This is a genomic window from Clostridium manihotivorum, from assembly GCF_004015185.1.
Lineage (GTDB): Bacteria > Bacillota > Clostridia > Clostridiales > Clostridiaceae > Clostridium_AR > Clostridium_AR manihotivorum.
Genome location: NZ_CP025746.1, coordinates 477846 through 492163, shown reverse-complemented (window position 1 = coordinate 492163; position 14318 = coordinate 477846). Strand labels below are relative to the sequence as shown.

The 14318-nt window shown below is 31.9% G+C and carries 12 protein-coding genes; 9 read left to right on the top strand and 3 right to left on the bottom strand.

Annotated elements, in window-relative coordinates:
- Positions 1 to 612, bottom strand: a complete 612-nt coding sequence (gene cysC, locus C1I91_RS02150) for an adenylyl-sulfate kinase (protein WP_128211015.1) — start codon at positions 610 to 612, stop codon at positions 1 to 3.
- Positions 613 to 1054: 442 nt separating this feature from the next.
- On the opposite strand from cysC, the gene C1I91_RS02145 reads away from it, so the two are divergent.
- The 3 genes from C1I91_RS02145 (at position 1055) to C1I91_RS27975 (ending at position 5285) form a co-directional block, all read left to right on the top strand.
- Positions 1055 to 2080 (top strand): branched-chain amino acid aminotransferase, encoded by a 1026-nt coding sequence (locus tag C1I91_RS02145; protein WP_128211014.1) that lies wholly within the window; start codon positions 1055 to 1057, stop codon positions 2078 to 2080.
- 208 nt (positions 2081 to 2288) lie between these two features.
- On the top strand, positions 2289 to 4289 hold the full coding sequence (locus C1I91_RS02140; RefSeq protein ID WP_128211013.1) for an alpha/beta hydrolase family protein: 2001 nt from the start codon (positions 2289 to 2291) through the stop codon (positions 4287 to 4289).
- Between the two features lie 342 nt (positions 4290 to 4631).
- A complete protein-coding gene (locus tag C1I91_RS27975) occupies positions 4632 to 5285 on the top strand; it encodes a hypothetical protein (RefSeq protein WP_164880417.1) in 654 nt (217 codons plus the stop codon).
- 476 nt (positions 5286 to 5761) lie between these two features.
- Here the strand turns inward: C1I91_RS27975 and uppS are convergent, their stop codons facing one another.
- Entirely contained in the window at positions 5762 to 6403 is a 642-nt protein-coding gene (gene uppS / locus C1I91_RS02135; protein WP_128211012.1) for a polyprenyl diphosphate synthase, read from the bottom strand.
- A gap of 71 nt (positions 6404 to 6474) precedes the next feature.
- On the bottom strand, positions 6475 to 7353 hold the full coding sequence (locus C1I91_RS02130; protein WP_128211011.1) for a DMT family transporter: 879 nt from the start codon (positions 7351 to 7353) through the stop codon (positions 6475 to 6477).
- A gap of 255 nt (positions 7354 to 7608) precedes the next feature.
- On the opposite strand from C1I91_RS02130, the gene C1I91_RS02125 reads away from it, so the two are divergent.
- The 6 genes from C1I91_RS02125 (at position 7609) to C1I91_RS02100 (ending at position 13767) form a co-directional block, all read left to right on the top strand.
- Positions 7609 to 8511 carry a Gfo/Idh/MocA family protein gene (locus C1I91_RS02125; protein WP_128211010.1) on the top strand — a complete coding sequence of 301 codons (903 nt, stop codon included), beginning with the start codon at positions 7609 to 7611 and terminating at the stop codon, positions 8509 to 8511.
- Between the two features lie 113 nt (positions 8512 to 8624).
- Positions 8625 to 9398: a MurR/RpiR family transcriptional regulator gene (locus C1I91_RS02120; RefSeq protein WP_128211009.1), complete on the top strand. Its 774-nt coding sequence runs from the start codon at positions 8625 to 8627 to the stop codon at positions 9396 to 9398.
- Between the two features lie 362 nt (positions 9399 to 9760).
- Positions 9761 to 10720 carry a CobW family GTP-binding protein gene (locus C1I91_RS02115; protein ID WP_128211008.1) on the top strand — a complete coding sequence of 320 codons (960 nt, stop codon included), beginning with the start codon at positions 9761 to 9763 and terminating at the stop codon, positions 10718 to 10720.
- Positions 10721 to 11309: 589 nt separating this feature from the next.
- Positions 11310 to 11978, top strand: coding sequence for a GTP-binding protein (locus tag C1I91_RS02110; RefSeq protein WP_128211007.1), 669 nt, complete (start codon positions 11310 to 11312; stop codon positions 11976 to 11978).
- A gap of 2 nt (positions 11979 to 11980) precedes the next feature.
- Positions 11981 to 13021 (top strand): permease, encoded by a 1041-nt coding sequence (locus tag C1I91_RS02105; protein WP_128211006.1) that lies wholly within the window; start codon positions 11981 to 11983, stop codon positions 13019 to 13021.
- Positions 13022 to 13023: 2 nt separating this feature from the next.
- Positions 13024 to 13767: a TIGR03943 family putative permease subunit gene (locus C1I91_RS02100; RefSeq protein WP_128211005.1), complete on the top strand. Its 744-nt coding sequence runs from the start codon at positions 13024 to 13026 to the stop codon at positions 13765 to 13767.
- Positions 13768 to 14318: the final 551 nt, after the last annotated feature.

Sequence of the window (14318 nt, the reverse complement as noted above, 5' to 3'; positions counted from 1 at the left end):
TTAGCCCCTATTTAAATATCTTCTTTCTTTTAAGTAATCTATTATTTGTTGCACACATTGATCTATGGTAGATTTATGAGTATTGATAGTTATCTCTGGTTTTTCTGGTTTTTCATAAGGTGAGTCTATACCTGTAAAGTCTTTTATAAGACCTGTTCTTGCTTTTTTATATAACCCCTTAGGATCTCTGTCTTCGCAAACCTCTAAATCACAGTCTACAAAAACCTCTACAAATCTATCTCCTAATAATTCTCTTACACTATTTCTATCTTCCCTAAAAGGAGATATAAAGGTAGCTAGGATTATAACACCAGCATCTGCAAAAAGATTGGCTACTTCCTTTACCCTTCTTATGTTTTCTACTCTGTCTTCTTTAGAAAACCCCAGGTTTGAGTTTAAGCCATGTCTAAGATTGTCCCCGTCTAATAGATAGGTAAAATAAGAATTGTTGTGTAGTTTTACGCTTAAAGCATTGGCAACAGTAGATTTACCTGCCCCTGAAAGCCCTGTAAACCATATAACTATGCCCTTTTGGTTTAAAAGTCTTTCTCTATCTTCCTTACTAACACTTGTATTGTGCCAAACTACGTTGCTTTCTGTATTACTATTCATGAATAAGCCCCCCAAATATCTTGTTACTAACTTAACATAGTCATCTACAAATTCAACCCTATTAATTACACCTGAGTTATAATAACCCTGTCATCTCACAGATTATTTTACTTCAACTATTCCCCCAATTTGAATACTTGAAGCCTCAAGGGCAAACGACAACAGTTATCAATAAACAGTTTCCCAATGAACTTGATAGAATACCCACTATTCCGATAAGTATTATTTTATTAAGATTTAGTATAGTAGAGGATTAAATTGAAAGCAATATATTTTTTGATAATTATTAAACAATTTAACAATTTATACTATAAAGTTGTTAAAAATATTTTTTTATCAATATAAGTCTTATTTAATGTAAAACTTTATTTTACATTACAGTTAAAAGTGATAAAATTAAGTAATAGAAAAAAAGTATAGTTTATAGATAGGGGGCTTTTTTATGTCTAAAGAAGTAAATATTGATTGGAATAACTTGGGGTTTAGTTATATTAAAACTGATTTCCGTTATGTTTCTAAGTGGAAAGACGGACAATGGGATGATGGAGCATTAGTAGAAGATAACATGCTTTCGATAAGCGAGGCCTCAACTGCTTTACACTATGGTCAGCAATGTTTTGAAGGTCTTAAGGCTTACAGAACAAAGGAAGGAAAGATACAACTTTTCAGACCTGATCAAAATGCTAAAAGACTAGCAAACAGCTGTCAAAGACTTTTAATGCCTGTAATCTCTGAAGAAAAGTTCATAGATGCTTGTATACAAGTTGTTAAAGCTAATGAGCATTATGTTCCTCCATATGGAACTGGCGCTACATTGTACTTAAGACCATTCATAATAGGAGTTGGAGACAACATAGGCGTTAAGCCAGCACCTGAATATTTATTCTGCGTATTCTGTATACCTGTAGGAGCTTACTATAAGGGAGGCATAACTCCAGTAAACTATGCAATTGCTGATTACGACAGAGCAGCTCCTTATGGTACTGGAGCAGCTAAGGTTGGCGGTAACTATGCTGCAAGTCTATATCCTCATGAATTAGCAGCTAAGGCTGGCTTTGCAGACTGCGTTTATCTAGATCCTGCAACTCATACTAAAATAGAAGAGGTTGGAGCTGCAAACTTCTTTGGTATAACAAAGGATAATAAGTTTGTAACACCATATTCACCTTCAATACTTCCTAGTATAACAAAGTACTCTTTACTTCATCTAGCTAAGGAATACTTAGGCTTAGAAGCTGAAGAAAGAGATGTGTTTATAGACAATCTAGATGAGTTTAAAGAAGCTGGGGCTTGTGGAACTGCTGCTGTAATAACTCCAATAGGAGGAATCTTCTATAAGGATAAACTACATGTATTCCACAGCGAAACAGAAGTAGGACCAATAACAAGAGAACTTTATGACACACTTTCAGGCATCCAATTTGGAGATAAAAAAGCTCCTGAAGGGTGGATTGTTGAAGTTAAATAAATTAATCTATACCAAAGATAAAAGATTATAATTTAAAAATATTAAAACAAGGCAAAACTAAAGGGTTCCTATATCGAAACTTAATTCATACTTGTTCGAGAACCGCGGGTTCTGGGGATTTTCGGACATATATAGATTAATGGTTGAGTTAGGAACTCTGTTTTAATCAAATATAAATAATACTTTCTTGATTTGGAGGACTAATAAAATGGAAAAAACAAAAATTGATGACCTTGCTAGATATACCTTCCTTTCTTCAATAAAACATTCTCCTGACGGTAAATACGCCTGCTTTATTGTACACGAAGCTAATGTAGAAGATAACAAGTATCTTTCTAATCTTTGGATTCTCAATCTAAATGACAATTCCAAGTATAGACTCACAGCTTTTGATAGCGAAAGAAGCTTTTTATGGCTCGACTCAGAGAATATAGTATTCCCTGCTCAAAGAGATCCTAAGGATAAAGAAAAGCAAGAAGCTGGTGAAGAGTTCACCCAATACTATAAGATTAACATCCATGGCGGTGAGGCTGTAAAGTTTTTAATGGTACCTAAAGCAGTAAGCCAAATCAAACAGATAAATGATGATACTTATTTATTTACAGCTGAATATGATCCTAGAGAAGTAGACTTAGAAGGCCTTAGTTCTGAAGAAAAGGAAAAAGAAAAGGCAAGAAGAAAAGAGGAAGAAGACTATGAAGTCTTAGATGAAATCCCTTTCTGGCTTAACGGAGCTGGTTTTACAAAAAGTAAGAAGACTAGTTTGTATTTGTTCACCGCATCAACTGGAAAAGTAGAAAAACTTACTTCTGACAATACCAATGTTGACTTCTTTGCCTTAAATAAAGCTAAGACTAAAGCTGTAATTTTAAGCTATTATTTTAAAGATAAAATGCCTCTTACAAATGACATATCTATATATGATTTCAAAACTAAAACCTTAAAAGTAATACCTCAAACTGTACCAATGAGCAATGGTTACGCGGATTTCATATCTGATGAAAAACTAATCATAGCTTCAACAGATATGACTAGCTATGGCGTTAACGAAAATGCTAAATTCTACACTATTGATCTAAACTCTCTTGAACAAACCTGCATAACACCCGATTTTGATAAAGCCCTATACAATTCTGTTGGCTCTGACTGCAGATATGCTGGTTCAGAATCTACAAAGGTTGAAGATGGATATCTTTATTTCGTGACCACAGAAGATGACAGCTCTTTACTTAATAGAATAAATGTTAATGGCACTATTGAAACCTTGACTAAAGGCAATGGAACTGTAGAGGGCGTAAGTATTAATGGGGAAGACATATTGCTCATAGCTATGGAGGCCAACTCTCTTCAAGAGATTTACAGTTTGAAGAAAGAAAGCTTAGTTAAATTAACTTCATTTAATGATTGGGTTAAATCAGAAAGATTAGTTTCTATCCCAGAAAAGATAAGTGTTGAAACTGAACCTGGTGTAATAATAGATGGTTGGGTTATGAAACCATTAGATTTTGAAGAAAACAAAAAATACCCTGCTATATTTGACATACATGGTGGGCCTAAAACTGTATACGGAACAGTATTCTTCCATGAGATGCAGTATTGGGCTAGCGAAGGTTATGCAGTATTCTTCTGTAACCCTAGAGGAAGCGACGGAAAAGGTAATGAATTTGCTGATATTCGTGGCAAATACGGAACCATAGACTATGATGACCTAATGAAATTTACCGATGAAGTACTTAAAAGATGCTCCTTTATAGATCCAGAAAGAGTTGGGGTCACTGGCGGCTCTTACGGTGGATTTATGACTAACTGGATAATAGGCCATACTGATAGATTTAAGGCGGCTGCTGCTCAAAGAAGTATTTCTAACTGGACTTCCTTCTTTGGCACAACAGATATAGGATATTTCTTTGAACCTGATCAAACTGCTGCTACACCATGGAGTGACTACGAAAAGGTTTGGTTCCATTCTCCATTAAAATATGCAGACAAAGTAAAGACTCCTACATTGTTCTTACACTCTGATCAAGATTATAGATGCTGGATACCTGAAGCTCTTCAAATGTATACTGCTTTAAAGTACCATGGAGTAGATGCAAGACTTTGTATGTTTAAAGGCGAGAACCACGAATTAAGCAGAAGCGGTAAGCCTAAACATAGAATAAGAAGACTAACAGAAATAACTGAATGGTTTAATAAATACCTAAAGTAAATCAATAAAATCAAGGGATATATGATATCAAAATAATTGATATTGTATATCCTTTTTTACTGTTAAAGAAAATATATTTTTTTACTTTGTAACAAATTGTTCAAAATCATCCCATCAAATTGACACAATGATTAAATATAATCATCCTATAGGGTTCCTACTCAACTATTGGATATAGGCACTCTTAAACATAAACTTCGTTATCAAATTACTTAAAAATAAAGGCACTGTTAAAGTGTTGCATTGAAATTAATCGGTAAGTTATCCGATGCTTAATTTCAACAATGCTCTTAAACATGGCCAAGATAAAAAATCAGAAAAAAATTAGGGAGTGAAATCAGGATGAAAAACATATTGTCAAAGAAAGTTATAATGCTAGTTTCCGCTCTTAGCATTTCAGGATTATTACTTACAGGATGCAGTAGCGCTAATAAAAATAATACAGCTCAAGCATCTACACCAAATCAGCAAAATCAACAAGGACAGCAAGGCAATGGTAACTTTGCTGCTAATGCAGAGGAAAGAAAGAAACAAATGGAGACTGATGTAAATGCACTTGTAAGTGATGGAACCCTGACTAAAGACCAAGGAACCAAGGTTCTCGAAGCTTTAACAACCTTAACCCAGAGACCAAATGGGCAAGGACGTGAAAAAAATGCTCAAGGTTCAAATGGGCAAGGAACTCAAAATAATAATCAGGGATCAACTGCTCAAAACGGTCAAAATACACAGCAAGGTCAAGGAAATCAGAAAGGCAACGGTACTAAGGGTAGCAGAGGAAACTTCAATCCTTTAAGTAAGCTAGTTTCTGATGGTGTCATAACTCAAGACCAAGCTACTAAGGTAATGGAAAAGGTAAGGGCAGATATGCCAACACGTCAAAGACAAAATAATAACAGTAACAGTAATAGTAATAGTAATAGTAATAGTAATAGTAATAGTAATAGCAGTGGAACAAATAACAACAGTTCTAGCAGCACTGGCTCAAGCTCATAATAATCTCTAGCCTGTATTAGTTTTATAACTGCTGAATATAATTATTTTTACTAGACCTATAAATTCTTAGATAATTAAATAAAGGTGTTGTTAAGGATGTTTCACTTCTATCCGAAATCCATTTTCAAAACCCCTCTGGACTATTAAGAAAAGTTTTGAAAATGTAAAGTTTAATATGAAGTGGTACATCTATAAAGTACCTTATTAAAATCAAATATAGATAAAATAAAAATCACTAATGAATCCCCCTCATTAGTGATTTTTTAAGTTTAAAAACTTTTTTCTAATATAAGACTGCTTATATTAGTAATACATTAAAAATCTTTAAGCTTTGATTTTATCCACAATGTTTTTATCTCTATCCACTAAAAAACTAATATTCAATAAAAACTTGTGTATAAATTTTTGACTCTACTAAAGTACCCTTTTGAAATTAAACATAACCAAATTTTTAATCCTACCGAAATATGTATTAATTAGCCACCAAGAGTTATATCTTGCTCATTGTACCAACTAAGGGCATCATAAAAATGTTGAGGTTTAAAATCAGGCCAGTAATCATCTATAACATAAAAGTCAGAATATATTGATTGCACCGGAAGGAAACCACTTAGCCTTCTTCTTCCTCCCCACCTTATTATAAGATCTACTCTTGTTACATCATAGGATTGTATTTGGTTGTTTATATTATTACTTTTGGATTTGACTTCTTTAAGATGGTCCAAGTCCCACTTCCAACTGTAATTAACTAAAAAATTAACTCTAATCCCGCCGTTACCAAAAGTCTTTCTTACAGTGTATGGCAATAACTCCTCTGGGAACATATCAGACTTTGTATTTCCTACAACTAATAACTCCGCATCTTGACCAGAAAGAACTTGAACTGCATTTATGCAAGCTTCTGTAAAAGCTTTTCTTTGTTCTGCTGGTCTCTTTGTATTGTCTACTGTGAAGCCATAATAAGTTATTTCTTTAACTCCAGCACTCTTACACAGCTTAAAAAGTTCTAATCCTGGATCAATTCCAGAAATATACCCACACTCTTTAGTTAGTCCTTTATCCACAGCCCATCTTCTATTTCCATCTGGTATTATTCCAACATGATTTGGTATTCTCATAATTCACCTCAATAATATATAAATGTAGTTCTTATACATATTATTGCCAGTTGACTTAAAATTAACCCTACCTATATCTCTAAAGTATTTACCTTACCAGTTCTTTCAACTAAAAAGGTGGATAAAAGCACTATTATACCTCCTATAATCTGAACCGCAGTTATTGATTCTCCTAATAATAATGTAGAAAATATTACTGCTGATATAGGATCTATATAACTTAAAATTGCTATAGAATGGCTTTCTAAGCTTTTCATTGCTGTAAAATAAAGCATATATGCTATGCCAGTATGTATTATTCCTACCATCAATACATATACTAATCCGCTAGTACCAAGTTCCTTAACTTTTGATATCTCCCCTCTATATATTATAAAAGGAAGCAAGGTTATTGCTGATACTGCAAGCTGTATCAAGGTGGTTTCAAAACCAGATAAATCTTTTATAAACTTATTTATCAAAACCACTGCCGCATATAAAACAGCACCACTAAGTCCAAAAAGTATTCCCTTAATATTTTGAGAAGCGACACCAGAACCGTCCCCCAAATTGATCATTATTATGCCAATAAGAGCACCAATTAAGCATAGAACCTTAGTGCTTGTAAGCTTCTCCTTTAGTACAAAAGGTGCAGCTATTATCACAAACATAGGTGCAAAATAATAACTTATGGTAGCTATAGATACGGTTGTATACTTATAAGCTTGAAATAATAGTATCCAGTTAAATCCTATAGCCGCCCCAGAAATAATAAGCAACAAAGCATTTTTCTTAATTTTATCCAAAGAAAAGCTTTGCTTCGTTAATAAACTAAAGCAAAATAAAAAAATGCTACCGATTGTAGCTCTAAGAAATGCAATCTCTAAGGATGGAAGATTTATATTCTTTACAAATATCCCTATACTCCCAAAAATAACCATCGCAAATAAGATCTTGATTTTATCATTCATGTTTTAGCCCCCAATTCCTAAATGTAAGTTAACTAATCTATATATTACAACATATATCTTTGTTTGTCATTGAGGTTTAAGTGATTTATAATTACTGTATACGAGAACTTAAGGATAGAATTTCTTCATATTAAAATAAATATTTACATAGCTTTAACCATGTATAACTTCTATGGTTAAACCCAGTATAAAATTTTTTATGGATTTACGATTCTCATTTTGATAAACAAATTTAATACCTAAGGAGGATTTATTATGAGGATAGGAGTAATAGGCTTGGGTGGAATAGCTCAAAAGGCATATCTACCAGTTATAACAGCTAGAGGGGATATTGAACTTATATTTTGTACTAGAGATAGCGAAAAACTAGAGAAGCTATCTAAACAATATAGAGTTAGCGAATATACAACTTCTGTAGATGAACTATTAAAGTTAAACTTAAAGGCTGCCTTTGTACATACAGCTACAGAGTCACATTTTGAAATCTGCAAAAAACTTCTAACTTCTGGTATAGATGTTTATGTAGATAAACCACTTTCCTACTCTTATGAGGAATCAAAGGAACTGGCTTCCATAGCTAAGGAATATAAAAGAATTCTTATGGTAGGCTTTAATAGACGTTTTGCACCGATGTATGCCTCATTAAAAAAAGAGGAAGCTGCTAATATTATAATAATGCAAAAAAATAGATTTGCTAAACCAGAGGATATAAGAACCTTCGTACTTGATGATTATATACACGTTATTGATACAGTTAGATATTTGATGGGGGGAGAAGTTTCAGACCTACAGGTAAATGGACTTCTAGAGGATGATAATCTATATAATGTAGTGACTAAATTATCAAACAGCAATACCACCTCAATTGCAATAATGAACAGAAATAGCGGCATGTCTGAGGAAGTACTTGAATATATGTGTCCTGAAAAAAAGCTTGTAGTTAAGGAGTCAGCCCTAACCTCAACCTTTGCAAACAATGAAGAAAGTTTATCTAAACTAGCTGATTGGGATACAACCTTGTTTAGAAAAGGCTTTGTCCAGATAATAAATCATTTCCTAGACTGTGTAAGGGATGGAAAAGCCACTGATATAAGCTTAGAGGATGCACTTATTACACATGAAATATGCGAACAGATTATTGAGAAACTACTTAAGTAAAGAGTTCCTATATGGAACTTGTTCAAGAATCAAAGGTCTAGGTACTTCTACGAAATGTATAAATTAATAGTTGAAGTTAGAACCATACAAATACAAGTACCGGTGGTGAAAACATGAGTGATATAGTTCACAAATTACTAATAATAATAAATAATAGCAATGAAAAAGATATTGATTATAATATATCCTGGATAATACTTCAGAACTTGAATGTAATTCCCACCCTTAGTATAAATCAATTGGCTGATCTTTGTTATGTTTCAATATCCACAATAAGCAGATTCTGCAGAAAACTTGGCTGCACCAACTTTTCTGAATTTAAGAACATGCTTATTTATGAGGAAAATGAGTATTTTAATCCTAGAAATAAGAGCATCAATATGAATGTGAATGAAGATGGCACAAACCTAGTAAATATGGCAAAGAAAAATATAGACTTAGCTACTGAAGCCTTAAAGATTGAAGAAATTGATGAGTTAGCTGATCAAATACACGAATATAAGAATGTGGCCTTTGTAGGTTTAAATACGGCTCAAACCATAACCTTAGACCTTCAAGGAGAACTGATGGTTTTAGGTAAGTTCGCCACAGTATTTATAGATATTGATCAGCAATTAGAAAACATAAAAAGCCTAGATAAGGATTCCTTACTTATAATACTTTCTGCTTCTGGAGGTTGTAGCTATACTTCAAGGCTAAATGATGCCTTAAAACAAAGCAAAGCTAGGAAGGTTCTGTTAACACAAAATAAAGCTACAAGCTTACAGCAATACATATCTAAAGTAATACTTTACGGAAATGAATACTTCCCCTTTGTTGGAAGATATGCTCTTTTATATGTGAAGGATATGTTGATTATGAGATATAGATTTCTATTTGATGTATAATTTTAAAATGCTATTACGAAGTAAATAAAATATTATTATGAAAATACAACACTGTTTAGAGACCGTGTTGTATTTTTCGCTTTGAGCTTCATCAATCTTAGTCTTAATTGTAAATTTTATATGTACGACATATAATGCAAATCATTTGCGTTGATTTAGTGATTTTATAGGTTTAAAATTAATAAGTGAAACATAATCTAGAATATTAAGACAGATGAACAAAAACACTAGAACGGATCAGACTGGTGATTCTTAAGGCTGCATTTAATAATATTATTTAAATTCGCAAAGCCTTTTATTAATAATTTGGCTAGGTTTAAGAATATTATTAAAATTAATATATTTAGAAAGAAGGGATTTATTTGAAGGTTAAAGTCGATTTATTTTCTGGATTCTTGGGCGCAGGAAAAACTATGCTTATAAAAAAGCTTATAGGTGAAGAACTAAAGAACGATAAAATAGCTATAATTGAAAATGAATTTGGAGAAATCGGCATTGATAGCAGTTTTTTAAAAACTACTAAGATAGATGTTAAAGAAATCAACGCTGGTTGCATATGCTGCAGTGTATATGGAGACTTTACTGATGGAATACGAGAAGTTATTGAAAAGTATAATCCTGAAAGAATAATAATAGAGCCTTCAGGAGTTGCAAAGCTATCTGAGATATTATCAGTATTCAAGGAACCTACTCTAAAGGATAAAGTTACTATAAACATGATAATGACTGTAATTGACGTAACTAAATATGACATGTACGTTATGAACTTTGATGAATTCTATAAAAATCAAATAATAAATGCGAAAACTATAATATTAAGCAGAACTCAAAATGTAAGCAAAGATCATGTAGTACAAGTAGTTAATAAAATCAAAGAATTAAATAAAAATGCAAATATAATAACTACTCCATGGGATGACTTAAATTCTAAAGACATAATAGAAATCGCTGAGGGAGATGCTCAAAAACAGCTTATTGCAAAAGTGAATCTTTTAAAAGACAACTCCTTAAGAGTTGCCATTAAAAGTACAACTTCTAAATCAACAGTAGATACCTTCAAAACCATAGGTATTGAGACTCCAAAGATATATTCCAAGAGTACTTTAGAAGCCATCTTAACTAAATTAAATGATAAAAATGTGTATGGAACTGTACTTAGAGCCAAAGGAATTATAGAATCCTCAAGCAGCAAATGGCTTGAATTTGATTATGTTCCAGGTGAGTTTGACATAAGAAACTCCTCCCCTGACTACTCAGGAAGAGTCTGCGTTATAGGTAATGGTCTTAATTCTACTGAGATAAAAAAGCTATTTGATATTTAAAGTTCTATGACATACCACGGTGCAGCTTTAAGCTAAAACTTGCAATTTCAAAGGCTTTATTAGACAACTACAGATTTCCTAACTCAACTATTAATTTATGCATGCCACAAAATCGCCAGAAGCGGCGATTTTATAACAAGTATAAATTAAGTTTTAGTAAAGGTTCCCTATATATATGTGCCACTTCATAATACAGTTTTTATTTTCAAATTATACTCTCATAATCCAGAGAGGCTTTGAGGATAAATCTTATATTGAGGTGGTACATCTTTATTACTGATTTAAAGATGTAGCTTGGCTTTAAGTGGTCTATCTCTATATAACTAAAGAATTATTTCCCACAATATATCATACTTTACTGAGAACAAATTAATTCTTATGTAACCTATAAGCATTGAAGTGTAATATAATAATTATATTACTAAGATTAGTATATACTTAATAGCATTGATACAACTAAATAGTAATATAAGATATGCTACATGGGCTAGATATTATATTAATACCTATGATTATAAACCAATTAATTTTAGATACTTTACGGTACCTGAATAAAAATACTATTTTAAATTAAAGGCGTGATTACATTATGCGGACTAAAGTAGATATTGAAATAGTTACTGGTTTCTTAGGGGCTGGAAAGACCTATTTCATAAATACCTTAATAAAAGAAACTTATCTTTCCTTTGAAAGAGTTCTAATTATTCAAAACGAAAAAGGCATGACAAGTATAGACGATAACATCATACATAGCAAGAATATAAATGTAGAAGTTTGTGAACCTAGCTTTAACATAAATGCTGAGTACATAAAAACTATGATAGAAAAATATACCCCTCATAGAATAATTATAGAGTACAATGGTACTAAAAACCTTGTTCAGTTAGTGGAGACTATTTCCCAGGAATTGAGTAAAACTTGCAGGATAGCCTCAGTATTTTATTTGGCAGATATCCTTTCCTATGAAATGTTTTTTTCTAATATGCCAACGCTTATTCTTCCATGTATTTATCATAGTAACCTAATAGTACTAAATAACTGTACTAAGGTTTCTAAGGACAAGCTAAGAAACATAAAGACTAACATAAATAAACTAAATAAAAACACCTTTATTGCTGATATAGAAAGTCTTGAATCTTTAGAAAAAGAACTTCAGTATATGGCTATATTAGATGGTGGTTTTCTAAAGTTTTTAAGGATTACCGCTAAGATAATCCTTTCTAAAATAGCAATCAAGAATCCAAGAAGGGAGTATTAAAAATGGAGTATAGAGAATCAAAACAGAAAAACTATATTAATATATTATCAAAATTAGCATTTATTCCATTGATAATACTTACCATATTATTGATGCTTAAGTTTAAAATAACCTTCAATGGTAGGACTCTAAAAAACTTTTCTGCCATATTTATAAGTATAATATTAGAAGCTATGCCCTTTATATTTCTAGGTTCTTTAATATCCTCTTTTATACAGCTATATGTTTCTGAAAAGACTATAGCAAAGATATTACCTAAGAATAAAGTTTTAGCTATACTTATGGCATCTGCAATAGGAATCTTCTTTCCTATATGTGAATGTGCAATAATTCCTATAGCTAGACGACTTATAAAAAAAGGAGTACCAGTAGGAGTTGCAACCACCTTTATGCTGGCAACCCCTATAATAAATCCAGTAGTACTTATGTCAACTTACTATGCCTTTAATCATAGGATATCTATATTATTTATAAGAAGTATTGCCGGAATGATAGCTGCTATTATCATAGGTTTTATAATAAGCTTTCTAGAAAAAACTAATCCAAACCTACTAAGAACTGATATCTATGATGATGACGATAATTTTTGTGGCTGCGGTGAGACACATAACTCGTCTTCAAATCAATCTAAGTTATCCTTATTGCTGGACAATGTAGTCTCTGAATTTTTGGATATAAGCAAGTATCTCATATTTGGAGCAATATTATCAGCAGTATTTCAAGTTTTGGTTGCCAGAGACAGCATAAATATACTGGGAAAGAATCCTTACATATCAGTATTAGCTATGATAGGCTTAGCTTTTATCCTATCAATTTGTTCTGAGGCTGATGCTTTTATAGGTTCTACCTTCATTGGTCAGTTCACAACTGGATCAATAATAGCATTCTTAATCTTTGGTCCTATGTTAGATATCAAAAACACATTGATGTTAGCAGGCGGCTTTAAGAAAAAGTATGTGCTTTGGCTAATAGCAAGTATTATCGTGGTGTGCTTTATATTAGGCTCCCTTGTAAACTTTATGGAAGTAATGAAGGTGATTTAATTATGAAGAGATTTAATTTTAATGAATTTTTAAAATTCCTGACTTTTTTATTGCTATCATTATTCCTATATAACTTAAATGCGACTGGTGAGATTAAGCTATTTATAACTCCCAAGTTAATATTTTATGTAAACCTATTTCAGGTAGCTCTAGTAATAATTACACTATATCAATTAAGAAAATCCTTTACCATAGCTACTTATAAGCGTTCAAACAAGGTATACTTGCTGTTTTTATTTACAATAGTAATAGGCTATGGCGCTGGAAAAGCAGGAATTGATACAACAATTGTTGATAGCAAAGGAGTTAAAGCTATAAATAAGCTTGCCAATGTATCTGGTCAGATGACAGCAGAAGAAAGAGCTAAAAAGCTTCCTATTACAATAACTTCTGACAACTATGTAGCCTCACTTTCAGATATGTTCCAACATGTTGCTGAGTATAACGGAAGAGAAATTACCATTAGCGGCTTTGTTCATAAAGAAAAGGGATTGGATAGTAATGAATTTGTAATATCAAGATTGTACATGAGCTGCTGTATAGCAGATGCACAAATTGTAGGGCCTATTGGAAGAATTCGTAATAGAAATGTTGACTTTAAAGAAGGTCAGTGGGTTAAGGTTGTTGGAAAACTATCTGAGAAGGACCAGCTTCAAGATGGACAAAAAACAATAACTCCATTGGTAATAGCTGATAGCTTCGAAAACATCTCAAAACCATCAGACCCGTATGTTTATTTGAAATAGTCTAAAACTAAAAAAACGGTATCTCTTAAGATAGTTCTTCGAGATATCGTTTTTCTGCATAATTATAAACAAACTACAGATGGCGTTAATAATTCTGTTAAGGTTAAGTTATAACACTAAAACACTTTATGGGTCTTACGCAAGTATTCATTTTAGTCCCTATTAAAGCACCTCTTAATCTAAGCAGTATTCATGCATATAGCCTTATTAAAGACAGAGCCTTACTGGAAATTATAAACCTTTACAAGAACATAAATACAAATGATGCATAAAAATATTTTATGCTAAGATTTACATCGTACACAATTGATAATTATTATTAATTACTATTGAATTTTATGCATTTTCCTAATATACTTATAATTAACCATTATTACTTTTAAATATCTTAAATAAAATTGCCTATTTAACAAGAAAACTCATAGTTGTTGAACTAAAAATAATGGTTACTGACGCACTTATTAAAAACTTAATACTTATTAATTACAATGAATATTTATGCAAATTAGAAATGGTATTAATATTACATCAAGTAAACAAAACTTTTATAC